This is a genomic window from Micromonospora marina (assembly GCF_900091565.1).
Lineage (GTDB): Bacteria > Actinomycetota > Actinomycetes > Mycobacteriales > Micromonosporaceae > Micromonospora > Micromonospora marina.
This window is the reverse complement of the sequence record NZ_FMCV01000014.1, coordinates 14,641-40,046: the sequence shown is the minus strand read 5'-3', so window position 1 is coordinate 40,046 and position 25,406 is coordinate 14,641. Positions and strand designations below refer to the sequence as shown.

General features: G+C 72.6%; 24 protein-coding genes and 1 pseudogene. 17 read left to right on the top strand and 8 right to left on the bottom strand.

The window, feature by feature from the left end:
• Positions 1-70: 70 nt before the first annotated feature.
• On the bottom strand, positions 71-1,249 hold the full coding sequence (locus GA0070215_RS17355) for a DNA recombination protein RmuC (protein ID WP_091047420.1): 1,179 nt from the start codon (positions 1,247-1,249) through the stop codon (positions 71-73).
• Positions 1,250-1,303: 54 nt separating this feature from the next.
• Here GA0070215_RS17355 and GA0070215_RS17350 point away from each other — a divergent pair, with 54 nt between their 5' ends.
• Positions 1,304-2,095: a hypothetical protein gene (locus tag GA0070215_RS17350; protein ID WP_091047416.1), complete on the top strand. Its 792-nt coding sequence runs from the start codon at positions 1,304-1,306 to the stop codon at positions 2,093-2,095.
• Positions 2,096-2,177: 82 nt separating this feature from the next.
• On the opposite strand, the gene ppc is transcribed toward GA0070215_RS17350, so the two are convergent.
• Both ppc and GA0070215_RS17340 read right to left on the bottom strand, forming a co-directional pair.
• Positions 2,178-4,964: a phosphoenolpyruvate carboxylase gene (gene ppc / locus GA0070215_RS17345; protein WP_091047413.1), complete on the bottom strand. Its 2,787-nt coding sequence runs from the start codon at positions 4,962-4,964 to the stop codon at positions 2,178-2,180.
• Between the two features lie 123 nt (positions 4,965-5,087).
• A complete protein-coding gene (locus GA0070215_RS17340; RefSeq protein WP_091047409.1) occupies positions 5,088-6,116 on the bottom strand; it encodes a hypothetical protein in 1,029 nt (342 codons plus the stop codon).
• Positions 6,117-6,200: 84 nt separating this feature from the next.
• Here GA0070215_RS17340 and GA0070215_RS17335 point away from each other — a divergent pair, with 84 nt between their 5' ends.
• Positions 6,201-7,241, top strand: a complete 1,041-nt coding sequence (locus GA0070215_RS17335; protein ID WP_091047406.1) for a S66 family peptidase — start codon at positions 6,201-6,203, stop codon at positions 7,239-7,241.
• Between the two features lie 190 nt (positions 7,242-7,431).
• Here GA0070215_RS17335 and GA0070215_RS17330 read toward each other — a convergent pair whose 3' ends face one another.
• Entirely contained in the window at positions 7,432-8,340 is a 909-nt protein-coding gene (locus tag GA0070215_RS17330; RefSeq protein ID WP_091047403.1) for a cyclase family protein, read from the bottom strand.
• Between the two features lie 155 nt (positions 8,341-8,495).
• Between GA0070215_RS17330 and mfd the strand changes: the two genes are divergently transcribed.
• From mfd to GA0070215_RS17310, 4 genes are all read left to right on the top strand, one after another.
• On the top strand, positions 8,496-12,161 hold the full coding sequence (mfd, locus tag GA0070215_RS17325; protein ID WP_091047399.1) for a transcription-repair coupling factor: 3,666 nt from the start codon (positions 8,496-8,498) through the stop codon (positions 12,159-12,161).
• A gap of 164 nt (positions 12,162-12,325) precedes the next feature.
• Positions 12,326-13,096, top strand: a complete 771-nt coding sequence (locus tag GA0070215_RS17320; RefSeq protein WP_018786168.1) for a SurA N-terminal domain-containing protein — start codon at positions 12,326-12,328, stop codon at positions 13,094-13,096.
• Positions 13,093-14,082: a nucleoside triphosphate pyrophosphohydrolase gene (locus tag GA0070215_RS17315; protein ID WP_091047396.1), complete on the top strand. Its 990-nt coding sequence runs from the start codon at positions 13,093-13,095 to the stop codon at positions 14,080-14,082. The genes GA0070215_RS17320 and GA0070215_RS17315 overlap by 4 nt, the downstream gene beginning before the upstream one ends.
• A 442-nt stretch (positions 14,083-14,524) precedes the next feature.
• Complete coding sequence (locus GA0070215_RS17310) at positions 14,525-16,144, top strand: DUF885 domain-containing protein (protein ID WP_091047393.1); 1,620 nt, start codon at positions 14,525-14,527, stop codon at positions 16,142-16,144.
• Between the two features lie 33 nt (positions 16,145-16,177).
• On the opposite strand, the gene GA0070215_RS28475 is transcribed toward GA0070215_RS17310, so the two are convergent.
• Complete coding sequence (locus tag GA0070215_RS28475) at positions 16,178-16,414, bottom strand: hypothetical protein (RefSeq protein ID WP_091047389.1); 237 nt, start codon at positions 16,412-16,414, stop codon at positions 16,178-16,180.
• A complete protein-coding gene (locus GA0070215_RS17300) occupies positions 16,411-17,103 on the bottom strand; it encodes a hypothetical protein (protein WP_091047385.1) in 693 nt (230 codons plus the stop codon). Before GA0070215_RS17300 ends, GA0070215_RS28475 begins: the two co-directional genes overlap by 4 nt.
• Positions 17,104-17,316: 213 nt before the next feature.
• Here GA0070215_RS17300 and eno point away from each other — a divergent pair, with 213 nt between their 5' ends.
• The 10 genes from eno (at position 17,317) to GA0070215_RS17245 (ending at position 23,823) form a co-directional block, all read left to right on the top strand.
• Positions 17,317-18,600, top strand: a complete 1,284-nt coding sequence (gene eno / locus GA0070215_RS17295) for a phosphopyruvate hydratase (RefSeq protein ID WP_091047381.1) — start codon at positions 17,317-17,319, stop codon at positions 18,598-18,600.
• 28 nt (positions 18,601-18,628) lie between these two features.
• Complete coding sequence (locus GA0070215_RS17290) at positions 18,629-19,264, top strand: FtsB family cell division protein (RefSeq protein ID WP_036345723.1); 636 nt, start codon at positions 18,629-18,631, stop codon at positions 19,262-19,264.
• A gap of 23 nt (positions 19,265-19,287) precedes the next feature.
• Entirely contained in the window at positions 19,288-19,845 is a 558-nt protein-coding gene (locus tag GA0070215_RS17285; protein ID WP_018786174.1) for a DUF501 domain-containing protein, read from the top strand.
• 1 nt (position 19,846) lies between these two features.
• On the top strand, positions 19,847-20,356 hold the full coding sequence (locus GA0070215_RS17280) for an amino-acid N-acetyltransferase (protein WP_018786175.1): 510 nt from the start codon (positions 19,847-19,849) through the stop codon (positions 20,354-20,356).
• A 42-nt stretch (positions 20,357-20,398) separates the two neighbouring features.
• Positions 20,399-21,340, top strand: a complete 942-nt coding sequence (locus GA0070215_RS17275) for a Ppx/GppA phosphatase family protein (protein WP_091047645.1) — start codon at positions 20,399-20,401, stop codon at positions 21,338-21,340.
• A 35-nt stretch (positions 21,341-21,375) separates the two neighbouring features.
• Entirely contained in the window at positions 21,376-21,579 is a 204-nt protein-coding gene (locus GA0070215_RS17270; RefSeq protein ID WP_013731632.1) for a ribbon-helix-helix domain-containing protein, read from the top strand.
• Positions 21,576-21,953, top strand: a complete 378-nt coding sequence (locus GA0070215_RS17265) for a type II toxin-antitoxin system death-on-curing family toxin (protein ID WP_091047378.1) — start codon at positions 21,576-21,578, stop codon at positions 21,951-21,953. Before GA0070215_RS17270 ends, GA0070215_RS17265 begins: the two co-directional genes overlap by 4 nt.
• A gap of 311 nt (positions 21,954-22,264) precedes the next feature.
• The gene (locus GA0070215_RS17255; RefSeq protein WP_091047375.1) at positions 22,265-22,480 is read left to right on the top strand and encodes a hypothetical protein; all 216 of its coding nucleotides are present in this window, start codon (positions 22,265-22,267) and stop codon (positions 22,478-22,480) included.
• Between the two features lie 48 nt (positions 22,481-22,528).
• Positions 22,529-22,861, top strand: a complete 333-nt coding sequence (locus GA0070215_RS17250; protein WP_030271259.1) for a PadR family transcriptional regulator — start codon at positions 22,529-22,531, stop codon at positions 22,859-22,861.
• Positions 22,858-23,823, top strand: a complete 966-nt coding sequence (locus GA0070215_RS17245; protein WP_091047371.1) for an HAAS signaling domain-containing protein — start codon at positions 22,858-22,860, stop codon at positions 23,821-23,823. Before GA0070215_RS17250 ends, GA0070215_RS17245 begins: the two co-directional genes overlap by 4 nt.
• 81 nt (positions 23,824-23,904) lie before the next feature.
• On the opposite strand, the gene GA0070215_RS29150 is transcribed toward GA0070215_RS17245, so the two are convergent.
• Both GA0070215_RS29150 and GA0070215_RS29715 read right to left on the bottom strand, forming a co-directional pair.
• Positions 23,905-24,222: a helix-turn-helix domain-containing protein gene (locus GA0070215_RS29150; protein WP_244167034.1), complete on the bottom strand. Its 318-nt coding sequence runs from the start codon at positions 24,220-24,222 to the stop codon at positions 23,905-23,907.
• Positions 24,219-24,519 (bottom strand): annotated as a pseudogene (locus GA0070215_RS29715) (type II toxin-antitoxin system RelE/ParE family toxin). Before GA0070215_RS29715 ends, GA0070215_RS29150 begins: the two are co-directional and overlap by 4 nt.
• Positions 24,520-24,696: 177 nt before the next feature.
• On the opposite strand from GA0070215_RS29715, the gene GA0070215_RS17235 reads away from it, so the two are divergent.
• Positions 24,697-25,401 carry a dienelactone hydrolase family protein gene (locus GA0070215_RS17235; RefSeq protein WP_018786182.1) on the top strand — a complete coding sequence of 235 codons (705 nt, stop codon included), beginning with the start codon at positions 24,697-24,699 and terminating at the stop codon, positions 25,399-25,401.
• The last annotated feature ends 5 nt before the right edge of the window (positions 25,402-25,406 follow it).

Genomic DNA, 25,406 nt, shown 5'->3' with positions numbered 1-25,406 from the left:
TGTCACTACCCGGATCGGGTTTGTGACCAGTCCGTGACACGGATCGGTCTACATCGTCACGTGTGCCGTGTTAGGCGTCGACGTCCGTCGACCTTTCGGCCGATGTGGACGGCGAGCCGAGCAGCTCCGGTGCCTGCGGCTGCCTCGGCGCCAGCTCGACCTGCGCCGGCGCGGCCAGCTCGTCGTCGGAGACCCCCAGCTCGGCCAGTTTGCGGGCGCTGACGAGCACCCGCGCCTCCAGCGAGCCCACCGCCCGGTTGTAGGCCGTCACCGCCCCGCTCAGCGAACTGCCGAGCTTGCCGACGTGGTCACCCAGAGTGGACAGCCGCCCGTACAGCTCGCGGGCCAGCGAGTGGACCGTGGCGGCGTTGCGGGCCAGCGCCTCCTGCCGCCACGAGTAGGCCACCGTGCGCAGAAGCGCCACCAGCGTGGCCGGCGTGGCCAGCACCACGTTGCGGGCGAACGCGTGCTCCAGCAGGGACGGGTCGCGTTGCAGTGCCACGTCGAGGAACGGGTCCGCCGGCACGAACAGCACCACGAACTCGGGTGTCTGGTCGAACGCCGACCAGTAGGACTTGGCGGCCAGGCCGTCCACGTGCGCGCGCAGGTGCCGGGCGTGCGCGTCCAGGTGGGTGTCGCGGCCCCGCTCGTCGCGCGCCTCCATCGCGGTCAGGTACGCGTCGAACGGCGCCTTCGCGTCCACCACGACCGTCCGGCCGCCGTGCAGGCGTACCACCAGGTCGGGGCGTACCCCCTGGTGGTCGGTCGCGGCGGTGACCTGCTCGCTGAAGTCGCAGTGTTCGAGCATGCCGGCGGCCTCGACGATCCGGCGGAGCTGGTGCTCACCCCAGCGGCCCCGCACCTGCGGCGCGCGCAGCGCGGCGACCAGCTGCTTGGTCTCGGTGCGCAGCTCGCCGGAGACGGCGCTCATGGACCGCACCTGCTCGCGCAGCTCGGCGTACGCGTCGACCCGGTCCCGCTCCAGTTCGGCCACCCGCTGCTCGTAGCGGCGCAGCGTGTCGTGCAGCGGCGCGACCGCGCGGGCCACCGCCTCCTGGGACTGTGCGGTGGCCTCGTAGCTGAGCGCCCGCATGGACTGCTCCAGCCGGCCCTCGCCGGCCTGGGTGGCGGCCAGCGTCGCCTCCAGGCGGGCGATGTCCGCCGCGGCCCGCGCCCGGGCGGCCAGCCAGCCCACCGCGCCGCCCGCGGCGAGGCAGAGCACCACCACGGCCAGCGTCGCAAAGCTCATGGCCAAGAGCTTGCCAAACGGGTACGACGGGCGCCCGGTGGGTACGTTCGAGTCATGGAATTCGCGTTGTGGCTGGTCCTGATTCTGCTGCTCGGGGGTGCCTTCGTGCTCTGGCGCCGGGGGAACAGATCCCGTCAGGCCAACGAGCTGGCCGACGCCCGCGCCGAGGCGCAGCGCTGGTACGAGCGGCTCGGCGGCCAGCTGATGAACCTGCACGGCGAGGCCCCGGCGGTCCGGCAGGCGCTCGCCGACGCCGGTGAGCGGTACAACGCCGCCGGTTCGCAGCTGGAACAGGCGACCACGCCGCGCCAGTTCGGGCTGGCCCGGGAGACCGCGCTGGAGGGGCTGGCGTACATCCGGGCGGCGCGGACCGCGATGGGCATCGACCCGGGCCCGGAGCTGCCGCCGCTGGCCGCCGCGCAGGGCGCGGGCGCGCTCACCAAGGAGCGCGAGGTCGACGTGCAGGGGCAGACGTTCCGGGCCGGCCCGCAGCCGGGGAACGCGACGCCCTACTACTACCCGGGTGGCCGGTTCCAGGGGCGGCCGGTGCCGGCCGGCTGGTACTCCACGCCGTGGTGGAAGACCGCACTCGGCGCGGGCGTCGGCGTGGTCGGTGGTCTTCTGATCGCTGATGCGCTGTTCTCACCCGCGTTCGCCGACCCCGGGTACGGCGCCGGCTACCAGGAGGGGTTCGGCGACGGTCAGGACTTCGGTGACCAGGGCGGCGACATGGGTGGCGGCGACCAGGGCGGCGACTTCGGCGGCGGCGACTTCGGTGGCGGGGGCGACTTCGGTGGCTTCGGTGGCGGGGACTTCGGTGGTGACTTCGGCGGCGGCGACTTCTAGCCCGCGCCGTGCGCCGGGCGCACGCGTTAAAAAGGGCCCCCTCCTATGCACGAGGCGTTAAGAGGGGGCCCTTCCTTACACCTCAGCCGGTGTTGCGCATGCCGGCGGCGATGCCGTTGACAGTGGTCAGCAGCGCCCGCTCCAGCGCGGTCCCGTCGTTCGGGGCCCGCCGCCCGCCCGGCGCGGTCACCACCGCCCGCCCGGCCGCGCCGGATTCGCGGTACTGCCGCAGCAACGCCACCTGGAGGTGGTGCAGCGGCTCCAGGTAGGTGTCCCGCACGGCGAGCGTGCGCTGCAGCACCGGCGAGTTGTCCAGCAGCGCCGGTGCGGCGGTGATCGCCAGCACCTCCTGCTTGGTCAGCTCGTACTCCTGCTCGATCTTGTCGAAGATCGGGTGCAGCTTCTTCGGCACCAGCGTCTCCACGTACCGCCGGGCGATGGTCAGGTCGGTCTTGGTCAGCATCATCTCGACGTTCGACAGGAACGTGCGGAAGAAGTGCCAGTTCCGGTTCATCTCGGCGAGCACGTCGGCCAGCCCGGCCGCCCGCGCGGCGGCCAGACCCGAGCCCACGCCGAACCAGCCCGGCACGATCTGCCGGGTCTGCGTCCAGCCGAACACCCACGGGATGGCGCGCAGGCCGGACAGGCCGGCGCCGGTGTTCGGGCGCTTCGCCGGCCGGGAGCCGATGTTCAGCGCGCCGAGCAGCTCGGTCGGGGTGGAGGCCCAGAAGTACGCGGGCAGGTCCGGGTCCTCGACCAGCGACCGGTACGACCGGAACGCCGACTCCGAGACGACGTCCATCGTCGCGTCCCAGCGCTCCAGCATCTCGGCCGGCTGCCGCGGCGCGGTGTGCAGCAGCGTGGCCTGGAGCACGGCGGCCACCGTCAGCTCCAGGTTCTCCCGGGCCAGCGCCGGCAGCGTGTACTTGTCGGAGATGACCTCGCCCTGCTCGGTCACCTTGATCGCGCCGTCGAGCGTGCCGTACGGCTGGGCCAGGATCGCGTCGTGCGTGGGCCCGCCACCACGGCCGACGGTGCCGCCCCGGCCGTGGAACAACCGCAGGTGTACGCCGTGCCGCGCGGCCACGTCCCGTAGCGCGCGCTGCGCCCGGTGGATGGACCACTGGCTGGTGGTGATGCCCGCCTCCTTGTTGGAGTCGGAGTACCCGAGCATCACCTCCTGCACGTCGCCCCGCGCCGCCACCAGCGCCCGGTACGCGGGCAGCGACAGCAGCTCGTCCAGCAGCTCGCCACCGGAGTTCAGCTCGGCAGGGGTTTCCAGCAGCGGCACGATGCCGATGCGGGCGCGCCCCGAGTGCACGTCCACCAGGCCGGCCTCACGGGCCAGCACCACGGCGGCGAGCACGTCGTCCACGCCGAGCGTCATCGAGATGATGTACGACTCGATGACCTCGGGGCCGAACCGGTCCTGCGCCTCGCGGACGGCAGCGAACACGTCGAACGTCTTGCGGGCCGACTCGGTGAGCGGGCTGTCCTGGGTGGAGAGCGGGCGGCGGCCGGTCAGCTCGTCGGCGAGCAGCTTGGTGCGCTCCAGCCGGGACAGCGCCGGGTAGTCGGAGACCTCACCGACCGCCTCGTAGAGCTGGGCCAGCACCTCGTGGTGCTTCTCCGCGTGCTCGCGGATGTCCATGGTGGCCAGGTGCAGGCCGAACGCGGACACCGTACGGATGGCCGAGGCGAGCCGACCCACGGCGGTGAGCTGGCCGGAGTTGCGGGCCAGCGACGCGCGCAGCAGCTCCAGGTCGGCGATCAGCTCGGTCGAGCCCCGGTAGTCCCGCCCCGGCACGTGCGGGGTGCCGGCGCGCAGCCGCTCCCGGGTGTTGGCGAGCTTCGCCTTCACGCACCGCGCCTTGAGCCGGTACGGCTCCTCCGCGTTGACCCGGCGGAACCGGGGCGCCACCTCGGGCAGCGCGTCCAGGTCCTTGGCGAGGCTGGCGGACAGGTCGAGCGACACCGCGCGCAGCCGCCGGGAGACGCTGACCTCGGTGATCAGCTCGTCCATCGCCTTCTCGGTGGCGGCGATGCCGTGCTCGTGCTGGATGCGCAGCACCTCGCGGGTGACCACCGGCGTGACGAACGGGTTGCCGTCGCGGTCGCCGCCGATCCAGGTGCCGAAGCTCAGCGGGCGGGACGTCGGCGACGTCTCCACGCCGAGCGTGCGCAGCGTGTCGGCGAGGTCGTCGAGGACCTGCGGCGCGGCCTCGGCGTACAGGTCCCGCAGGTAGTAGATCGCGTTGCGCGCCTCGTCGGTCGGGTCCGGCCGGTCCAGCCGCAACTCGTCGGTCTGCCACATGAGATCGAGCAGCTCGGCCAGGCGGCGGTTCGCCGGGCCCTCGTCGCTGGCGCCGTAGAGGATCGCGTTCGCGGTCTCGGTGTCCAGTTCGTCGGCCACCGCGCGCAGCTTGGACAGGATGGACCGGCGGGCCGCCTCGGTGGGGTGGGCGGTGAAGACCGGGCGTACGGCCAGCCGCCGGGCCGCGGCGGCGATCTCCTCGGCCGGTACGCCCCGCTCGGCGATCATCTTGGCCGCCTGGTCCAGCCAGCCGCCGTGGGTGGCGCGGCGGCGGCGCAGGTCCCGGGCGCGGTGCACCTGCTCGGTGATGTTCGCCAGGTGGAAGTAGGTGGAGAAGGCGCGGGCCAGCTTCGTGCCGGTGGTGACGTCGAGCCCGGCGAGGCGCTGGGCGGCGGCCGGCGCGTCGGAGCGGACCTGGGCGCGGATCTCCTCGACCAGGTCGAGCAGCGGGCGGCCCTCCTGACGGGCGAGGGTCTGCCCGAGCAGCGTGCCGAGGCGGCGGATGTCGGCCCGGAGAGCGGCGTCGGGGCCGTCGTGGTCGTGCTGGTCGGTCACGGTTGCGCTCCTTACGCGAGGACGAAGGACAGCGCTGTCCGACTCCTCTGGATGGTATCCGCGCGGCCCCGGCGGACAGGAGGGGGACGGCGTGATGATCTGCACTCTGGGACGACCCGGAGGTCAGCCCTGCTCGACGGCGTGCCGATCCGGCTGGATTCGGCGGCGGGCGCGGAACAGCGTCGCGGTGAACAGACCCGCCAGCCCGGCGACCACCCAGACCAGCAGTCCGGTCAGCGCCCAGCCACCGCCGCGCCAGTCGAAATAGATCGCCGACTTGAACAGGTCGGTGGCCAGGCCGGGCACGTTCCAGCGGTGCATCCCGCGCAGGAACGGCGGCAGGAACTCGGGCGCGTAGATGCCGCCGGAGCCGGGGTTGCCGAGCACCACGAGCAGCAGAATCACGATGCCGGTGCCGAGCAGTCCGAGCCAGCCCTGCACGGCGGCGGCGACCATCCCGGCCGCGAACGCGGCGAGCGCGCCGACCACCGCCACCGTCGCCACCTGATCGGGGAACACGCCGAGCACCGGTCCGACCAGGATCGCCCCGATGACGCCGAGCAGGATCGCGTGCACCGCGAGCGTGGCGATCCGCAGCCCGGCCCGGCGCAGGTCGCGCGGGCTGGTGCCGAGCGAGATGCCGAGCGCCGTGGACGCCAGGTAGCCGCCGAGTACCACGCCGACGGCCAGGTAGAACGGGACCAGGCCGCGCGGGTCGTCGGCGGAGACGGGCACGTCGTCGGTGACCTCCAGCGGCACTCCGGCCTGCCGGGCCGCCTCGGTGAACACGTCGGTGACGAGTTCGGTGGCGGCGGGCGCGCCCGCGCTGGCGGTGGCGAGCGTCAGGCCGCCGTCGGGGGCGGAGCTGAGCACCGCGTACACCGATCTGTCGTTGAGCCCGTCGGAGGCGGCGTCGCGGCTGTCGTACCCGATCGGTTCGATCGTGTCGGTGCGGGCCCGGACGGCTGACATCACGGCCTGGGCCTGCTGGTCGCTGGTGACGACGGCGACCGGTACGTCGCGCGGGTCGGGCTTGTGCAGCGCGCCGACGTAGGCGGCGATGAACGCGCTCGCCAGCGCCAGGGTGCCGAGGACCAGCGCCGCCGTTCGCGGCAGCCAGTCCCGGGTCCGCAGCTCCGGCTCGTCGTCCACGGGCTCAGCCTATTGCGGGCATATGCCCGGCTCGTGTGGTTTCGTCGGGCGAAAACCGCTGGCCCGGGCCGATAGCGTCGGGCCATGACGGTGCCTGTCTATCCCGCCAAACCGCAGCCGGGCGACCGGGTCGCGGTTGTCTCGCCCTCCGCCGGCCTGCCGGGTCTCTTCCCCCACGTGTACGAGCTGGGGCTGCGCCGGCTCCGCGACGAGCTGGGGCTGGAACCGGTGGAGTATCCGACCACCCGGGTCATGGGCGCCGACCCGCGCGACCGGGCGCGTGACCTGACCGCCGCGTTCGCCGACCCGACGATCACCGCGGTGCTGGCCACCGTCGGCGGGGACGACCTGATCACCGTCACCCCGCACCTGGACGACGACGTGCTGCGGGCCAACCCGAAGCCGTACTTCGGCTACTCGGACAACACGAACGTGCTCAACCACCTCTACCGGCTGGGCGTCGTCGGCTACCACGGCGGGTCCGTGCTGGTGCACCTCGGGCGCTCCGGCAGACCGCACCCGCTCACGCTCGACTCGCTGCGCGCCGCGCTGTTCACCACCGGCTGGTACGAGCTGACCGCCGCCCCCGAGTGGGGCGACGAGCCGTGCGACTGGCGTGACCCGGCCACGCTGGTCGAGGAGCCGCCGATGTACCCGTCCGAGGGCTGGCGCTGGCACGGCCCGGCCCGGGTGGTGCAGGGCCGAACCTGGGGCGGCAACCTGGAGATCCTGCACTGGCTGGCGGCGGTCGACCGGGTGCCGTCCGCCGCCGAGCTGGCCGGCTCGGTGCTGGTCGTCGAGACCTCGCAGGAGATGCCGCCGGCCGGGGAGGTCTTCCGGATCATGCGCAACCTGGGCGAGCGCGGGCTGCTCGCCGGCTTCCCCGCGATCGTGGTGGGCCGCCCGAAGGCGTGGGACTTCGACCGGCCGCACTCGGTCGCGCAGCGGCTGACCTGGGCCGCCGACCAGCGGGAGGCGATCCTGCGGGCGATCGGGCCGTACACCGACGACCCGGTGGTGGTCTTCGACGTCGACCTGGGCCACACCGACCCCCAGCTGATCATCCCGTACGGCGGCGAGATCCGGGTGGACGCGGTAGAGCGCCGCATCGCCGTCCGCTACTGACCCGCCCCCACCCCTCACCCCGCCGCTCGGTGGAACGCCTTGGGTGTCTACGTCCCCGTTTGCCACCCATGCCGTTCCACTCACGCGTCAAAGTGCCGGTCAGTGGAACGCTATGGGTGTCTCAGCGCCCTTTTGGCACCCGTGGCGTTCCAGCCGGCGCTTGGCGGGCGGCGGTTGGCGGCGGCGCGGCTCAGGCGTCGACGATCGCGAAGGCGCGGACCGGGAACGTGCCCATTCCGGCGACCCGCGGCGGGGCGGCGGTGAACCGGAAGCCGGTCGGGGGCAGCGCGTCCAGGCCGGTCAGGTGCTCCACGATCGGCACCCCGGCGGCCAGCAGACCGGTGTGCGCCGGGCGCTGACCCGCTGCGGCCGGAGTCATGTCGTCGATGTTGATCGAGTCGATGCCGACGAGCGCCGCGCCCGACTCGACCAGCCACTGCGCGCCGTCACCGGTCAGGTAGGGCGCCTCCGCAGCGGCGTACGCGTCGGTGCCGAAACGCGCGTCCCAGCCGGTGTGCAGCAGCACCGCGCACCCGGCCACGTCGTACGGGGCGAGCATCAGCCGGTCCACCGCCCGGGTGCCGGCCGGCACGCGTACCACCAGGCCGGGCAGGTCGGCGAGGCGGTCCAGCGGCACCCCGGTCAGGTCCGGGCCGTCGGCGAAGCGGTGCGACGGCGTGTCCACGTACGTGCCGGTGTTGGCGATCATGTCGATCCGCGCGACGTGGAACTCGACACCCGGCGCGTACCGCCCCCGGGACGCCTCCCGGGTCAGCCACTCGGTGACCTTCGGAGCGGGCCAGCCGGGCAGCGTGACCATCCCGTCGGTGATCACGTGACTCAGCTCGACCAGCCGCCGGCCGCCGGAGGCCGGGGGCTCGACGCCGCGCCCGCCCTTGTGCGGCTCCTCGACGACGGTCCGGTTGGTGATCCGTACCTCGCCGACCATGAGCAGCCCGAGGTGCCGGACCAGCAGTGCGGCCACCTCGTCGTCGGTGACGTCCGGGTGCGGCACGTCCAGCCGGAACCCGTCAGTGCGCAGACCGCCGCCGTTGGTAAAAACCACCTCCGCGTCGAAGACCGTCCGATACTCGACCATCCGTCCACCGCACCACGTCCGGTCGCGGCCGGTCAAGATCGAAGATCGGGTGGGCCCGGTTCGTCGGTGGAGGGGGATAGGCTCGAACGGTGCACCCCCCGTCCGGCTGGACGCGGGGTCGTCGTCGTGTGTCGATCCGCTGGAAGTGATCACTGATGCTCACCGGCCTCTTCTCCGCCGCCCTGGCCGACCCGGGGCTGGCCCGGGCGCGTGACCTGGCGCGCTCCGGTGCCGCACAGGTCGACGGGCTCGACCTGACCGCCCCGGCCGCGCTGCGCCCGTTCGCGGTCGCAGCCGTCGCCGCCGACGAGCCGGCCGGCGGCGCGGGCCGCCCGGTGCTCGCGGTCACCGCCACCACCCGCGAGGCCGACGACCTGGCCTCCGCGCTGGGCAGCCTGCTGCCGCCGGAGCAGGTGGCGGTCTTCCCGTCCTGGGAGACGCTGCCGCACGAGCGCCTGTCGCCCCGCTCCGACACGGTCGGGCGGCGCCTCGCCGTGCTGCGCCGGCTCGCCCACCCGGACGCCGCCGACGCGCACGGCCGCACCGGGCCGCTGCGGGTCGTCGTCGCGCCGGTCCGGTCACTGCTCCAGCCGCAGCTCAAGGGCCTCGGCGACCTGGAACCGGTGCAGCTCGCCGCCGGGGACGAGGCCGACCTGGAGGACGTCGCCCGCCGGCTCACCGACATGGCGTACGCCCGGGTCGACCTGGTCACCAAGCGCGGCGAGTTCGCGGTACGCGGCGGCATCCTGGACGTCTTCCCGCCCACCGACGAGCACCCGTCCCGGGTCGAGTTCTGGGGCGACGAGGTGGAGGAGATCCGCACGTTCGCGGTAGCGGACCAGCGCACCATCGAGGGCGTAGCGCAGCTCTGGGCGCCGCCGTGCCGGGAGTTGCTGCTGACCCCGGCGGTGCGGGAGCGGGCCGCCGCGCTCGCCGCCGAGCACCCCGAGCTGGCCGAGATCCTGGACAAGCTGGCCGAGGGCATCCCGGTCGAGGGCATGGAGTCACTGGCCCCCGCCCTGATCGGTGCCGACGCGCTGGAACTGCTCATCGACTGCATGCCGGCCGGCACCCACGTACTCCTCTGCGACCCCGAGCGCATCCGCACCCGCGCGCACGACCTGGTCCGTACCTCGGAGGAGTTCCTCCAGGCCAGCTGGGCCGCGGCCGCCGTCGGCGGCCAGGCCCCGGTCGACCTCGGCGCCGCCGCCTTCAAGACCCTGGCCGAGGTACGCACGGCGGCCCGCGCCCTGCGCCAGCCCTGGTGGACGCTCGCGCCGTTCGGCCTGGTCGAGGCGGACGCGGCACCGGCCCGGCAGCCCTGGGAGGACGAGCCGGCCGCTGTCGACGTCACCCCCGACGACGCCATCGCGGTGAGCCTTGCCGCCCAGCCGGCTCCGCTCTACCACGGCGAGACCGCCCGGGTGGTCGACGACCTGTTGCGCTGGGCCGGTGAGGGCTGGTCGATCGCGCTCGTGTTCGAGGGGCACGGCCCCGCCCAGCGGGCCGTCGAGGTGCTCCGCGACGCCGGGCTCGGTGCGCGGCTCACCGAGGAGGTGCCCACCGCGCCCGCACCTGGCGAACTGCTCGTGTCGTGCGGCTGCCTGACCGCCGGTTTCGTCGACGAGGCGTCGAAGTTCGTGCTGCTCACCGGCAACGACGTCACCGGTGGCCGGGGCACCTCCACCCGCGACATGCGCAAGATGCCCAGCCGGCGGCGCAACACCATCGACCCGCTGGAGCTGAAGGCCGGCGACCACGTGGTGCACGAGCAGCACGGCATCGGCCGGTACGTCGAGCTGGTGCAGCGCACGGTCAACGGTGCGAGCCGCGAATACCTGGTCATCGAGTACGCGCCGAGCAAGCGCGGCCAGCCCGGCGACCGCCTGTTCGTCCCCACCGACCAGCTCGACCAGCTCTCCCGCTACGTCGGCGGCGAGCAGCCCACGCTGCACAAGATGGGCGGCTCGGACTGGCAGAAGTCCAAGGCCCGGGCCCGCAAGGCGGTCCGTGAGATCGCCGCGCAGCTCATCCAGCTCTACGCCGCGCGCAAGGCGTCGAAGGGGCACAACTTCGGCCCCGACACCCCGTGGCAGCGGGAGCTGGAGGACGCGTTCCCCTGGCAGGAGACGCCCGACCAGCTGGCCGCCATCGAGGAGGTCAAGCGGGACATGGAGCAGACCGTCCCGATGGACCGGCTGATCTGCGGCGACGTGGGCTACGGCAAGACCGAGATCGCGGTCCGGGCGGCGTTCAAGGCGGTGCAGGACGGCAAGCAGGTGGCCGTGCTGGTGCCGACCACGCTGCTGGTGCAGCAGCACTACAACACGTTCGCCGAGCGGATGAGCCAGTTCCCGGTGTCGATCCGGCAGCTGTCCCGGTTCCAGACGCCGAAGGAGACCGAGCAGACGCTGGAGATGGCCGCCGCCGGCACCGTCGACATCGTCATCGGCACCCACCGGCTGCTCCAGGCGTCCACCCGGTTCAAGTCCCTCGGGCTGGTGATCATCGACGAGGAGCAGCGGTTCGGCGTCGAGCACAAGGAGCACCTGAAGACGCTGCGCGCCTCGGTCGACGTGCTCGCCATGTCGGCCACCCCGATCCCGCGCACGCTGGAGATGGCGATCACCGGCATCCGGGAGATGTCCACCATCGCCACCCCGCCGGAGGAGCGGCACCCGGTGCTCACGTTCGTCGGCGCGTACGACGACCGGCAGGTGGCCGCCTCCATCCACCGTGAGCTGCTGCGCGACGGCCAGGTCTTCTACCTGCACAACCGGGTCGAGTCGATCGAGAAGACGGCCCGCAGGCTGCGGGAGCTGGTGCCGGAGGCCCGGGTCGCGGTGGCGCACGGCCAGATGGGCGAGGAGGCGCTGGAGAAGGTGATGGTCGGCTTCTGGGAGAAGGAGTTCGACGTCCTGGTCTGCACCACGATCGTCGAATCAGGCATCGACATCCCGAACGCCAACACGCTCATCGTGGAGCGGGCCGACCTGCTCGGCCTGGCCCAGCTGCACCAGATCCGCGGCCGGGTCGGCCGGGGCCGGGAGCGGGCGTACGCGTACTTCCTCTACCCGCCGGAGAAGCCGCTCACCGAGAACGCGCACGAGCGGCTCGCCACCATCGCCCAGCACACCGAACTCGGCGCGGGCATGTACGTGGCGATGAAGGACCTGGAGATCCGCGGCGCCGGCAACCTGCTCGGCGGCGAGCAGTCCGGCCACATCGAGGGCGTCGGCTTCGACCTGTACGTGCGGATGGTCGGCGAGGCGGTGTCCGCCTTCAAGGGGGAGAGCGCGGAGTCTGGCGATATGGCGGCGGAGGTCCGTATTGATCTGCCGATCGACGCGCACCTGCCGCACGACTACGTGTCGGTGGAGCGGCTGCGTCTGGAGATGTACCGCAAGCTCGCCGAGGCCCGCGACTCCGAACGCCTGCGCGAGGTGGTCGCCGAGATGACCGACCGGTACGGCGAGCCGCCCGCGCCGGTGCAGAACCTGGTCGCGGTGGCGCGGTTCCGGCTGCTGGCCCGCCGCTACGGGCTGACCGACGTGTCGATGCAGGGCAAGCACATCCGGTTCGGCCCGCTGCCGCTGCCCGACTCGAAGCAGATGCGGCTCAAGCGGTACCACCCGGACTCGGTCTACAAGCAGGCGCTCGACCAGGTCAGCGTGCCCCGGCCGAGCACCCGGCGGATCGGCGGCGAGCCGCTGCGCGACCAGGCGTTGCTGGAGTGGTGCGGGCAACTCCTGGCCGACGTTCTCGGCAAGCCCGAGGAGTTGGCCGGTGTTGCCAGCCCCGCAGTGGCGAGCGGAAGGTGACCCGGCGAGCCCGAGGAGCTGGCCGGTGTTGCCAGCCCCGCAGTGGCGAGCGGAAGGTGACCCGGCGAGCCCGAGGAGCTGGCCGGTGTTGCCAGCCGAGCGGTGAGTGCGCGATGAGGTGGGCGGAGTCACAGGCTGGTACTCGGCGTGAGAGAGTGACCCTCATGCGTGCTCGCCGTTCCCTCGTCGCCGTCAGCGTCGCGGCCCTCGCCGCGCTCTCTCTCGCCGCCTGTGGCCGATCCGCCCCGGACGTCGCCGCCTACGTCGGCGACACCCGGTACTCCGTCGACCGGGTCGACGCGATCTACGAGGACGCGCAGCGGCAGTACGCGGACGCGGTCCGTACCCAGGCCCCGCAGACGCCGTCGCCGGAGGAACTGCGGTCCCCGGTGACCCGGCAGGACGTGCTGAACCTGCTGGTCGCGCTCGACCTGGGCAAGCGTGTGGCGGCCGACAAGGGCCTCCAGGTCACCGACGAGGTCGCCCCGGAGCAGCTCCAGCAGCAGCTCCGCATGCCGGCGACCACCGAGTACACGAAGCTGTGGGGTGAGTGGGTCGACCTCTCCGCCACGCTCCAGCAGAGCCTGCCTCCGGCCGACCTCAGCGACGAGTCCCTGATGGCCGTCTACCGTGCCATCGAGAAGACCGGGGCGATCCAGCCGGGCCTGAGCGTCGCCGAGGTGCGGCAGGCGTTCGGCGAGGCCGGTTTCGTGCGTAGCGCCACGGCCCTCAGTAACGCGCTTCAGGAGCAGGCCGAGAAGTCGGACGTCCGCGTCAACCCGCGCTTCGGGGTCACCGGTGTGCCGTCGCTGGTCAACACCGGCCAGTCGCTCGTTTTCTACTCCCTGCCGTACGTCGACCAGGACGGCCCGGTCACCGACATCTCGACGCCGGAGGCGCCGGCCGGTGACTCGCCGGCTCCCGGAGCCGCATGACCGCGCGCATCGTCCTGCTCGTCACCTCACCCCGGCTCCCCGCCGGCCTGCTGACCTCGGCCGCCTGGGACGCCGTACGCTCCGCGCCGGTCCTCGCCGGTGCGGAGAGCGAGCTGACCCGGGCGGTCCGGGCGGCCGGCGCCGACGTGGGCGTGGTGGCCGAGGGGGCGACCCAGGCCCTGCTCGACGCCGCGTCGGCGCACGGCGGGGCGGTGTGGCTGGCCGGTCCGGCCGGCGACGAGACGCTGGCCCGTGAGCTGGGGCTGCGGCTGGCCCGGGAGCCCGGCCTGGCCGAGCTGGAGCTGATGTACGGCTCGTGGGATCCGCCCGGTGCCCGGCTGCTCGACGCGGTCGAGGTGATGGACCGGCTGGCCTCCCCGGGCGGCGATCCGTGGAAGCGGGCGCAGACCCACCGCACCCTGGCGGGTTTCCTGCTGGAGGAGTGCTACGAGGCGTACGACGCGATCAGCGCCGACGACACCGACGCGCTCCGCGAGGAACTGGGCGACGTGCTGCTCCAGGTGCTGCTGCACGCCCGGCTGGCGGAGAACCTGCCGGAGGGCGAGAGCTGGACCGTCGACGACGTCGCGGGCACCCTGGTCGACAAGATGGTCCGGCGCAACCCGCACGTGTTCTCCGGTGCGCCGGCCGGCTCGATCGAGGAGATCGAGGCGAACTGGGAGCGGATCAAGCGGGCCGAGAAGACCCGCGACTCGGTGCTCGACGGCATCGCGCTGAGCCAGCCCGCGCTCTCGCTGGCCGCGAAGATCCTGGATCGGGCCGGCCGGGTCGGCCTCGCCGTGCCGCCCCCGCTGGCCGAGTCGCAGGTGGATCCGGAGGCCCGGCTCGGCGCGAGCCTGTTGGCCACTGTCGCCGCCGCCCGGCAGGCCGGTATCGATCCGGAGGCCGCGCTGCGGCGGGCCACGTTGGCGTACGCCGAAGCGGTCCGAGCCGCCGAACGCGCCACCCCGGACCACCCCGCCTGACCCAAGCCGCCCCCGCCCGCGACGCCGCCCCGCACCCCGCCCCAGGCCCGCCTGCGCCCACCCCGGCCCGCGATCTTGCACTTGCTGCCCCGTGGATGTCGCGAATGGCCCATCCGCCCGGGCGCAAAGTGCAAGATCGCCGCAGATGGCCGCCCGTCTCCCGCCACGCGAGACATGCAGTCCACATTCCGGCCTGCCCGGGCCGTGGCGCTCGCCCGCCGTGCTGGACGGGGTGGCCCGGTCGAGACACGCGCCTCCAGGCGACTCCGAGCGGTGATCAAGGAGTTTGTGTCGGGATTGGACGCTGACGAGGACACAAACTCCTTGATCAACGCGGAGGGGGGGAGGGGCGGCGAGGCGGGAGAGTGGGCGGGGAGGGGTGGGAAGGGGCGGGAGGGGCGGGAAGGGTGGGTAGGGTCGGTAGGGTCGGTAGGGTCGGGGGATGGAAGCGTTCGGGCCGCTGGCGGAGCGGATCGTGGAGGCGTTGCTGGAGAGTCGGCCCGGGCTGGCGACCTCCGCCGGGGACCACCGCTACGACGACCGGCTGCCCGATCTCTCCGCCGGTGCCCTCGCCGCCGATCAGGCGATGCTCAAGGACGCGGCCGACGCGCTCGCGGAGATCGACCCGGACGCGCTCGACGTGGCGGAGAGCGTCGACCACGCGCTGCTCACCAGCCTCGTCGACCGGGGCCTGTTCGAGGCCACCGAGATCCGCGGCCACGAGTGGGATCCGCTGCGCCACAATCCGGGTCCGCTGCTGCACGCTCTGCTGGCCCGCCCCTTCGCCCCGGCCGAGGAGCGCCTGACCAGCCTGGCCGGGCGTCTGTCGGCCGTACCCGATGCGCTGTCGACGGCGCGCGCGACGCTGCGGGACATGCCGCGGGTCCACGCGGAGACGGCGGTCGGGCAGTTCACCGGCACGGCGGCGCTGATCCGCGACGAGGTGCCCGGCCTGCTGGCCGAGGCGCCGGCGCTGCGCGACCGGGTCGGCCCGGTGGCCACCGACGCGATCACCGCGCTGGAGGAGTTCGTCGCCTGGCTGCGGCAGGGCCTGGCCGCCGATGCCGGCCCGGGGCGTGACCCGCGGCTGGGCCGGCGGCGGTGGGAGGCGCGGCTGTGGCACACGCTCGACACCGAGCTGAGCGCCGCCGAGGTGCAGCGCCGCGCCTGGGCCAACCTCGACCGGGTCACCGAGGAGATCCGCGCGGCGTCGGTCGAGCTGGTCGGTGGTCCGGCCGACGACGAGACGGTACGCCGGGCGCTGGACCTGCTCGCCGCCGAGCACCCGGACGACGCCACGATCGTCGACCTCGCCTCGATCACGCTGGACGAGGCAAGTGACTTCGTCCGCCACCACGACCTGGTCGGCATGGTCGGCGATCCGTGCGTGATCCAGGAGATGCCGGAGTTCGCGCGGGGCGTGGCGGTGGCCTACTGCGACTCGCCGGGCCCGCTGGAGACGGCCGACGTGCCGACGTTCTACTGCATCTCGCCCACCCCGGCGGACTGGCCGGCGCAGCGGGTCGAGTCGTTCTACCGCGAGTACAACGACCACATGATCCGCAACCTGACCGTGCACGAGGCGATGCCCGGCCATTTCCTCCAGCTCGCCCACGCCCGCAGGTACGACGGCCCGACCCGGGTGCGCGCGCTCACCGAGTCGGGTGTGTTCGTCGAGGGGTGGGCGGTCTACGCGGAGGAGCTGATGGCCGGGCTCGGCTTCGGCGGGCTGCCGGTGCGGTTGCAGCAGCTCAAGATGCAGCTCCGGATGACCATCAACGCGCTGCTGGACCAGCTCGTGCACTGCGACGACCTGCCCGAGTCCGAGGCGATGGCGCTGATGACCGGGCGCGGCTTCCAGGAGGAGGGCGAGGCGGCCGGCAAGTGGCGGCGGGCGCTGCTCACCTCGACGCAGCTGTCCACGTACTTCGTCGGCTACAGCGAGATGGCCGGCATCGCCGCCGCCCGGCCGGACGGCGTGCCGGTGCGCGACTGGCACGACGCCATGCTGGCGCACGACTGCCCGCCGCCGCGTCACCTGCGGACGCTGCTGGGGGTGTGAGGCTCACCGGCCGGCGGCGACCCCGGCCCGTCGTCAGCGCCCGGCGGCGACCGCGTCGATCAGCCAGCGCGACAGCGAGTACGCGGTCAGTACCGCGACGGACAGCGGCACGAACACGGTGAGTCCGGCCGCGGAGCCCGTCCGTGATCGGCGGCGGGCCGGAGGCCGGCGCCCGGCCGGCGGGCGTCGGCGGATCGAGCGTCGGCGCCGGCTGAAATCGCCGGCGGCCGACGCCCCGGCGCCGGACGCGGCACCGCCGGGCGGGGTCACGACGTGGCGGGGCGGCGGTCCACCACACCGGCGCCGGCCGGCACGGCGAACGCGCCGGCCTCGACGCTCTCGGTGTAGCGGCTCAGCGTCACCTCGGCGGGCTTGCCGTCGAGCGTGCCGGCGAAGCTGCCCAGCACACCCTCGTTCGTCACGCAGGCGGCGAAGCGCTCCCCGTCGTGGGTGACGTCGACGCAGGTGGCGTGGCGTCCGGCGAGCGTGGTGTCGCTCTGCTCGATGACCGCCTCCGGCGCCAGCGCCGCGTCGGTGAGCAGCCGGATCACCGCGGGCGGCGTGACCAGGCCCTGCTTGCGCGCCTCGTCGTAGACGATCACCGACGGCTTCCCGGCGGTGAGCACGGGGGGCGAGACGGTGCAGGAGGTGCGGGCGGCGGTGCTGGCGCACCGGGTCACCGACTCCTGGGTCACCGTGATCTTGCCGCCGGGCCAGGTGTACGTGGACCGCAGCGGCTTCTTGGTCTGCGCGATCGAGGCGGTCCGGCCCCCGTCGAGCTGGTAGTCGGCGGCCCAGGTCTGCTCCAGCGCCCGGTCCATCCGCGCGGCGAGGTCGTTGACCAGGTCGGACCGGCCGAGCGTGACGTTGGCGTCGTCCAGGGCCTGACAGCCGGTGACCGAGAGCGACGCGATGACCGAGGCGGCGAGCACGCGGAGAGTCGTCGAGGCGGCAGGCATGATGCCCAGCCTTGTCGATCGACGCAACGTCTCGCAAACCGGTTGCCGGTTGACGCCCGGTAATCCGGGAATGTCCGTCTCAGCAGGCGCCTCGGGGGCCGCCCCGAGCGGGGTGCGGGAGGGCGGGGACCGATACGCTGCGTTCAACACCTGCCTCAGCCGCACCGTCGCGGCCCATACCGGACCGGAACCACACAAACGAGGAGCGACTCAGTGGCAACCATCGAGGGAATCGTCGCCCGGGAGATCCTGGACTCGCGGGGCAACCCGACGGTCGAGGTCGAGGTCGGGCTCGACGACGGCACGATCGCCCGCGCCGCGGTGCCGTCCGGCGCCTCCACCGGCGCCTTCGAGGCGGTCGAGCTGCGCGACGGTGACAAGGATCGCTACCTGGGCAAGGGTGTCGAGAAGGCGGTCGCGAACATCGAGGACCGGATCGTCGACCAGCTCATCGGCTACGAGGCCAGCGAGCAGCGGCTGATCGACCAGAAGATGATCGACATCGACGGCTCGGACAACAAGGGCGAGCTGGGCGCGAACGCCATCCTCGGCGTCTCCCTGGCCGTGGCCAAGGCCGCCGCCGGCAGCGCCGAGCTGAGCCTGTTCCGCTACCTGGGCGGCCCGAACGCGCACCTGCTCCCGGTGCCGATGATGAACATCCTCAACGGTGGCGCGCACGCCGACTCGAACGTCGACATCCAGGAGTTCATGATCGCGCCGATCGGCGCGCCGACGTTCCGGGACGCGCTGCGCTCCGGCGCCGAGGTCTACCACGCGCTGAAGTCGGTGCTGAAGAAGAAGGACCTGTCGACCGGCCTGGGCGACGAGGGCGGCTTCGCCCCGAACCTGCCCACGAACGCCGCCGCGCTGGACCTGATCGCCGAGGCCGTGGAGAAGGCCGGCTACCGGCTCGGCACCGACATCGTCTTCGCGCTCGACGTGGCCGCCACCGAGTTCTTCGACAACGGCACCTACACGTTCGAGGGCAGCGCCAAGAGCGCCGAGGAGATGAGCAACTACTACACCAAGCTCGCCGGCGACTACCCGATCGTGTCGATCGAGGACCCGCTGGCCGAGGACGACTGGAGCGGCTGGGCCACCCTCACCGCCGCACTCGGCGACCGCGTCCAGATCGTCGGCGACGACCTGTTCGTGACCAACCCGCAGCGCATCGCCCGGGGCATCGCCGAGCGGGCCGCCAACGCGGTGCTGGTCAAGGTCAACCAGATCGGCTCGCTCACCGAGACGCTCGACGCCGTCGACCTGGCCCACCGGGCCGGCTTCAAGTGCATGATGAGCCACCGCTCCGGCGAAACCGAGGACACCACCATCGCCGACCTGGCCGTCGCCACCGGCTGCGGGCAGATCAAGACCGGCGCGCCGGCCCGCTCGGACCGGGTGGCCAAGTACAACCAGCTCCTGCGGATCGAGGAGGAACTGGCCGACGCGGCGCGGTACGCCGGTGCGGGCGCCTTCCCGCGCTACCGTTCGGCCTGAGCGAGCGTTCCGGGGGAGGGGTGTGACGATGCAGCAGCGCCGCACACCGGGTGGCCAGCGGCCCGCCCGTCGGCCGGGTCAGCCCGGCCGGACGGGCGGTCCCCGGGTCCGGTCCACGGCCCGCGACAACGGCGTCCGCGCGGAGGCGCGCGCCGCCGGCCGGTCACCCGGCGCGTCCCGTGCCGCCGACGGTGTACGCCCCGCGAGCCGCCCCGCCGCGGCCCGGCGTACCGCCGCCGGTGGCCCGGTGAAGCGGCTCACCGCACCCCAACCCCGGCGCTTCACCGGGCGCGCCACTGTGCTGTTCGCGGTGCTGATCGCGCTCGCCCTGGCGTACACCTATCCGGTCCGCGTCTACCTGGACCAGCAGGCCGACATCGAGCGGATGGAGGCCGCGCAGGCCGCCCAGCGGGCCGAGATCGACCGGCTCACCGCCGAGGCGGCCAAGTGGCAGGATCCGGAGTACGTCAAGACGCAGGCCCGGGAGCGGTTCTTCATGGGCAAGCCGGGCGAGACGCTGCTCGTGGTGCTCTCCGACCCGGAGGGCGCCGCGAAGGACGCCGGCAAGGACGCGGGGCCGGGGGCGCCGAAGCCGCCCGAGCCCTGGTACGACACCCTGTGGGGAAGCGTGCGGGCGGCCAACGCCGAGCGCCCCGACAAGTGAGCTTCGATCCGAGAGGCACTTCCTTGAGCGTCGTACCACCGCAGGAGCCGGCGGCGGACTCCGTACCCCCGCCGGAACGCCAGCCGGCCACCGAGGCCGACCTGGCCGCGGTGGCCGCGCAGCTCGGACGCCCGCCTCGCGGCACCCGCGCGGTGGCCCACAGGTGTCCCTGCGGCCTGCCCGACGTGGTGGAGACGACGCCCCGGCTGGCCGACGGCACGCCGTTCCCGACGCTGTTCTACCTGACCTGCCCGCGTGCCACGGCGGCGTGCAGCCGGCTGGAGTCGGCCGGGCTGATGAAGGAGATGGCCGAACGGCTGGCCGAGGACCCGGAGCTGGCCGCGCGGTACCGGGCGGCGCACGAGGACTACCTGGCCCGCCGGGAGGTGATCGGCGAGGTACCGGAGATCGCCGGCATCTCGGCCGGCGGCATGCCGGGGCGGGTGAAGTGCCTGCACGTGCACCTCGGGCACGCGCTCGCGGCCGGGCCGGGGGTCAACCCGTTCGGTGACGAGACGCTGGCGCTGGTGGAGAAGTGGTGGGTGGCCGGCCCTTGCGTGGCCGTGCCACCGGCCCGGTGAGATGAGCGCCGACGAGATCACTGTGCGCCGGGCCCGCACCACCGACGTACGCGGGATCCGGCGGCTGGTGGACACCTACACCGACGACCGGCGGCTGCTCAGCAAGGCGACGGTGACGCTGTACGAGGACGTGCAGGAGTTCCGGGTCGCGGTGACGCCGGACGGCGCGGTGGTCGGGTGCGGCGCGCTGCACGTCATGTGGGAGGACCTGGCCGAGATCCGGACGGTCGCGGTCGACCCGTCCTGCCGGGGTCACCGGATCGGGCACCGGATCGTCGGTGAGCTGATCGGCGTGGCGCGGGAGCTGGGCGTCGCCCGGATCTTCGTGCTCACGTTCGAGACCGGGTTCTTCGGCTCGTTCGGCTTCCGCGAGATCGACGGCGCGCCCGTTCCGCAGCCCGTCTACGAGCAGCTCCTGCGCTCGTACGACGAGGGCGTCGCCGAGTTCCTGAACCTGGAACGGGTCAAGCCCAACACCCTCGGCAACACCCGGATGCTGCTGCGCCTCTGAGCTTGGGCGGGCTGCCGTAGGGTGGGCGCCGTGAGCGCGCGTGTGGCAGCCATCGACTGCGGGACCAACTCGATCCGACTGCTGATCGCCGACCTGCCGGAGGCTTCGGCCGGCGAGACGGCACCACTGGTGGACGTCTCGCGGCGGATGGAGATCGTCCGGCTGGGGCAGGGCGTCGACCGGACCGGCAGGCTCGCCCCGGAGGCCATCGAGCGGACCCGCGTCGCGCTCGCCGACTACGCGGCCGAGATCGAGAAGTCCGGCGCCGAGCGGGTACGCATGTGCGCCACCTCTGCCTCCCGCGACGCCTCCAACGCCGCCGACTTCCGTGCCATGGTCGAGCGCACGCTCGGCGTGCCGCCCGAGGTCGTGACCGGCGACGAGGAGGCGCGGCTGTCGTTCACCGGCGCGGTGCGCGGCCTGCCCGCCGACGCCGAGCCGCCCTACCTGGTGGTCGACATCGGCGGCGGCTCCACCGAGTTCGTCGTCGGCACCCGCGCCGACGGTGTGCGCGGCGCGATCTCGGTGGACATCGGCTGCGTCCGGATGACCGAACGGCACCTGCACGGCGACCCGCCGACCGCGGCGCAGGTCGCCGCCGCCGAGGCCGACATCGCCGCCGCCGTCGACCGCGCGCTCGCCGACGTGCCCGGCCGGGAGGCCGCCACGCTGGTCGGGCTCGCCGGTTCGGTCACCACGGTGGTCGCCCTGGCGCAGGGGCTCCAGGAGTACGACCCCAGCCGCATCCACCACGCCCGGGTCTCGTACGAGCAGGTGGCCGCGGTGACCGCGGATCTGCTCGGCAGGAGCAGCGAGCAGCGGCTGGCGTACCCGGTGATGCATCCGGGGCGGGCGGACGTGATCGGCGCGGGCGCGCTGGTGCTGCGAGTGATCATGGAACGGGCCGGGATGCCGTCGGTGGTCGCCTCCGAGCACGACATCCTCGACGGCATCGCCTGGAGCCTGGTGGCGGCCTCGAGATAGGGGGTCTCCCTGCGTGTGGCCGGTATGATTTCCATATGGTCACCACAGTCAATCTTCCTGACGGACTGCACGAGCGGCTCAAGCAGCTTGCCGAGCAGGAGCACCGATCGATGAACGCCACCATCGTCGTGGCCGTCGAGGAGTACGTCTCGGCGCGCAATCATCGTGCCCGCGTGCGGGATCTTGCGCGGGAGGTTGCCGAGCGTGACGCCGAGTTGCTGCGGCGGTTGGCGGAGTGATCAACTACCTCGAGGTCGACGACCTCGTGGAGATCGCCTCGATCGTGCTGGGTGAGACGCCGCAGGTCCGTGATTTCGGTCTGCTCTCTTCGGCGGTGGTCCGCCCGGCCACCGTGGCGTTCGGCCAGGAGGCTTACCCCGATCTCTGGACCAAGGCCGCCGCGCTGCCGCACTCGGTCTGCATGAACCATGCGCTGACCGATGGGAACAAGCGTCTCGCCTGGGCGGCGGCGCGTGTGTTTCTGGCCCTCAACGAGGTGCCGATCCAGGACGTCGATGTCGATCAGGCCGAGGCTCTCGTGATGTCGGTGGCCAGCGGCACCCTGACCGAGGTCTCGGACATCGCCCGCGAACTCCGCAAGCTCTATGTCTGAGCCATCAAGTCTCGCCTAGCCCTCGTCCGCGTTTCCGTGGCGGTGATCAAGGAGTTTGTGTCTGGTCGGGGCGCCGGTGAGAACCCGAACTCCTTGGTCAACGGGACGGGCGGGGTTGGTCCGCCGCCAGGTCGGGGCGGTGTTCCCCTGATCCACTTCTCGACGTCGGACTTCCGCCAGATCTGGCCCATCCGGAGCACCTGATAGGGCGCGGGGAAGTCGCGTCGCGAAGCGACCACTGACGCGCGGGCACGCGAGACGCCGCCGAGCATGTCTCGGATCTCAGCGATTCCCACGAACTCGACCGTCTCGTGACGGTAGGTAACAGCGACTGTCTCGCGATCGCGGCGCCCTGGCCGTGCCGGTCGGCCCGCCTGTTGCTGCTGCTGGACTACCGGCGCGACCGCGTCGCCCTGTCGATCCACATGGCCGGCTGCCTGTTCGACGCCACCGGCGACCTGTTGGCCGCCAACCCGAACCCGGCCGACCTGTTCGACCGTTTCATCGGGTGGACCGCCCGCCTTTAGGTGTTGTGTCGTTGACGGTAGTGCGCAATGCGCACTAGTGTGCTGAGCGTGGATACCACGCAGCTCCTCAAGGGCGTGCTCGACCTGGCGGTGCTCGCCGTGCTCAAGGACGAGGACGGATACGGCTACGACATCCTGCGGCGGCTACGCGAGGCCGGCCTCACCGAGGTCGGCGACGCCTCGGTCTACGGCACGCTGCGCCGGCTGTTCGCGGCCGGTCTGCTCACCACGTACGTGGTGCCCAGCGAATCCGGGCCGCACCGCAAGTACTACTCGCTGAACGCCGCCGGGCGTGACCAGCTCACCCGCTCTGGCAAGACGTGGCGCTCGTTCGCCACCACCATGGACGCACTGCTCGACGATCGGGGGATGGCGGCATGACCGTCACTGGGCAGGAGATCACGGACTACGTCGACCGGGTACGCGCGGCGCTCGCCGACCTGCCGCCGAGAGTCCGCGACGAGCTGACCGAGGAACTGCCGGAACACCTCGCCGAGGTGGCCGCCGAGGGCGAGGGCGCGCTCGTGGACCGGCTGGGCACCCCCGAGGCGTACGCGGCCGAGCTGCGTGCCGCCGCCGGCGCCGGGGAGGGGCGGCGACCGGCGCGCTTCCACCGCCTGGCCGAGGCGTGGGAGCAGGCGGCCGTTCAGGTGCGACTGCTGGACCGCCAGCTCGGCCCGGTGCTCGGGCACGTGACGGTGAGCGACTTCCTGCGTCCGCTGCGTCCGGCCTGGTGGCTGCTCCGCGGCTGGCTGGCCGCCCTGCTGATCAGCGTGCTGGTGGACGGTGACCGGCCGGGCCTGCTGCCACGGCCGAACAACAACGCGTCGGCCGGCCTGCTGCTGCTCGTCGGCGCGGTGGCCGTTTCGCTGTGGTGGGGTCGCCGCTCGGCCGGGATCACGGGGTGGCAGCGACAACTGCATCAGATCGTCACCGCCGCGCTGCTGTTGTTCTCGTTCGCCGTGCTGGCCCAGGTGGACGAACGCGCCGGCTCCGACGTCTACAGCGGCTACGAGCAGACGTCCGTGGATAGGCGGTACGACCGGATCGAGGACGTCTTCGTCTACGACCAGCAGGGGCGGCTGATCCGCGACGCGCGGCTGTTCGACCAGAACGGCGTGCCGATCCGGCTCGGCTGGCCGAGCTGCATGGACGGTTCGGGTGTGGTGCCGGAGATGCGCAACACCTACCCGTACTGCCCGGAGCGGGCCCCGTTCGGCCCGCCGGCCCCGCCGTCGACCGCCCCGCCCGTATCCACGCCCACGGACAGCCCCACCCCGACCGCATCCACCCCGACCGCGCCCACCATCAGCGCTTCCCCGGCACCCACGTCGACCCCCTGACGCACTCGAACCCGGCGAGATTTTGGAAGGAAAGGGCCCTCATGGGGGCCGGGTTCCTCCAAGATCTCGCGGGATCCGCTGTCAGGCGATGGTGGCGATGTCACCGTCGTCGAAGTAGATCGCCTGGTGGAGCCGGCCGCCCAGCGCTGCGGCGAATCGGGCCATTACCTCCTGGCCGGAGATCTTTCCCTGCTCGATCTGGGAGACCCGTCCCTTGGTGACGCCCATCCGGTCGGCGACCTGTTGCTGGGTCAAGCCGCGCGCTCGCCGTACCTCCGCGAGGCGGTGGCCGATAAACTCGGCGAGGAGTTCCTGCTTACCCGCATCGACTGCCTCTTCCCCGCCGGCCCGGGCGACGTGGTCGGCGCGGATGTCCTGCCACCGGGAGTAGTCGCTCATGCCTTCCCTTCCTCTCGTGCCCGGTCCTTGAGGTAGAGCTCGTAGCGGTGCTCGGCGACGGGAATGGCCTCCTGATACCACGCGAAAAGGATACGCACGGTGCGCCGGCCGGAGCTCCTTCAAGTTCGCCATCGACGAACCGTGAATGGTGTCGACAAGGGGCCGTCCGAGTCCTGGTCCGTGCTCGGCCAGGAGGTCGATTGCCTGCACCACCCGCGCATGGGTGGACGCGTCGAGAGTGTCGAGCCACTGCCGCGCCTCGTCGACCAGGTAGACGTCCCAGTCTCCAGCCACCACGCGGATAGTTTAGCAATCGCTATACCCGGCATGTGTGCCCGTCCGGCGCTTCGACAGGAGGTGAATGCCACTGTTGTTCCGTCTTCCCCGGGCCGCTCACCGCGTGGCACGCTACCGGCACGTAACAGCCAACTGTGCGACCAGCCAACGTTGACTGACCGCAAGGAGGACGGGCCCATGGGCGAGATGGTGAGCTTCACCGGCAACGGAGGGACGAGCGAGGGGTATCTCGCGATACCCACCGGCGGTGCGGCCAGCCCGGCGGTCATCGTCATCCAGGACTGGTGGGGACTGGTGCCCCACGTCCGGGCCGTGGTGGACCGCTTCGCCGAGGCCGGTTTCGTCGCCCTCGCGCCCGACTTCCGGCACGGCGGCCCGGCCGTGAAGCCGACCGAGCCGCGGCTGATGCTGAACAGCTCCCAGATGGACGAGGCGGCCAGCGACATCGCCGCCGCCGCCGAATACCTGGCCGGGCGGTCCGAGGTCGCCGGCAAGGTGGGCTGCGCCGGGTTCAGCGCGGGCGCCAGCCTGGCCCTGTGGTCCGCCACGTTCTCCGAGCGCATCGTGGCCACCGCCGGGTTCTACCCGCGCCTGCCCTGGGAGGGCATGGCCGTCGGGTCGGCGGACGAAGGCGGCTGGGCCGGCTACGCCGGGAAGGCGGCGCTCATCCACTGCTCCGAGGCGGACGGCCTCTCCGCCGCCGACGGGGTGCAGAGCGTACGCCGGTCCATCGAGTCCGCCGGCGGCACCTGCCAGACGTTCGACTACCCGGGCACCGCGCACGCGTTCTTCAACGAGGACCGGCCCGAGCACTTCGACCAGCGGGCCGCCGCCACCTCCTGGGCCCGCACGCTGGAACTGTTCCGGGCGAAACTTGGCTGAGTCGC

Coding starts and splice junctions, on each gene's coding strand:
- GA0070215_RS17355 (WP_091047420.1), bottom strand. CDS start 1,249: ATGAGCTTTGCGACGCTGGCCGTGGTGGTGCTCTGCCTCGCCGCGGGC.
- GA0070215_RS17350 (WP_091047416.1), top strand. CDS start 1,304: ATGGAATTCGCGTTGTGGCTGGTCCTGATTCTGCTGCTCGGGGGTGCC.
- GA0070215_RS17335 (WP_091047406.1), top strand. CDS start 6,201: ATGACGGTGCCTGTCTATCCCGCCAAACCGCAGCCGGGCGACCGGGTC.
- GA0070215_RS17330 (WP_091047403.1), bottom strand. CDS start 8,340: ATGGTCGAGTATCGGACGGTCTTCGACGCGGAGGTGGTTTTTACCAAC.
- mfd (WP_091047399.1), top strand. CDS start 8,496: ATGCTCACCGGCCTCTTCTCCGCCGCCCTGGCCGACCCGGGGCTGGCC.
- GA0070215_RS17320 (WP_018786168.1), top strand. CDS start 12,326: ATGCGTGCTCGCCGTTCCCTCGTCGCCGTCAGCGTCGCGGCCCTCGCC.
- GA0070215_RS17315 (WP_091047396.1), top strand. CDS start 13,093: ATGACCGCGCGCATCGTCCTGCTCGTCACCTCACCCCGGCTCCCCGCC.
- GA0070215_RS17310 (WP_091047393.1), top strand. CDS start 14,525: ATGGAAGCGTTCGGGCCGCTGGCGGAGCGGATCGTGGAGGCGTTGCTG.
- GA0070215_RS17300 (WP_091047385.1), bottom strand. CDS start 17,103: ATGCCTGCCGCCTCGACGACTCTCCGCGTGCTCGCCGCCTCGGTCATC.
- GA0070215_RS17290 (WP_036345723.1), top strand. CDS start 18,629: ATGCAGCAGCGCCGCACACCGGGTGGCCAGCGGCCCGCCCGTCGGCCG.
- GA0070215_RS17280 (WP_018786175.1), top strand. CDS start 19,847: ATGAGCGCCGACGAGATCACTGTGCGCCGGGCCCGCACCACCGACGTA.
- GA0070215_RS17270 (WP_013731632.1), top strand. CDS start 21,376: ATGGTCACCACAGTCAATCTTCCTGACGGACTGCACGAGCGGCTCAAG.
- GA0070215_RS17245 (WP_091047371.1), top strand. CDS start 22,858: ATGACCGTCACTGGGCAGGAGATCACGGACTACGTCGACCGGGTACGC.
- GA0070215_RS29150 (WP_244167034.1), bottom strand. CDS start 24,222: ATGAGCGACTACTCCCGGTGGCAGGACATCCGCGCCGACCACGTCGCC.
- GA0070215_RS17235 (WP_018786182.1), top strand. CDS start 24,697: ATGGGCGAGATGGTGAGCTTCACCGGCAACGGAGGGACGAGCGAGGGG.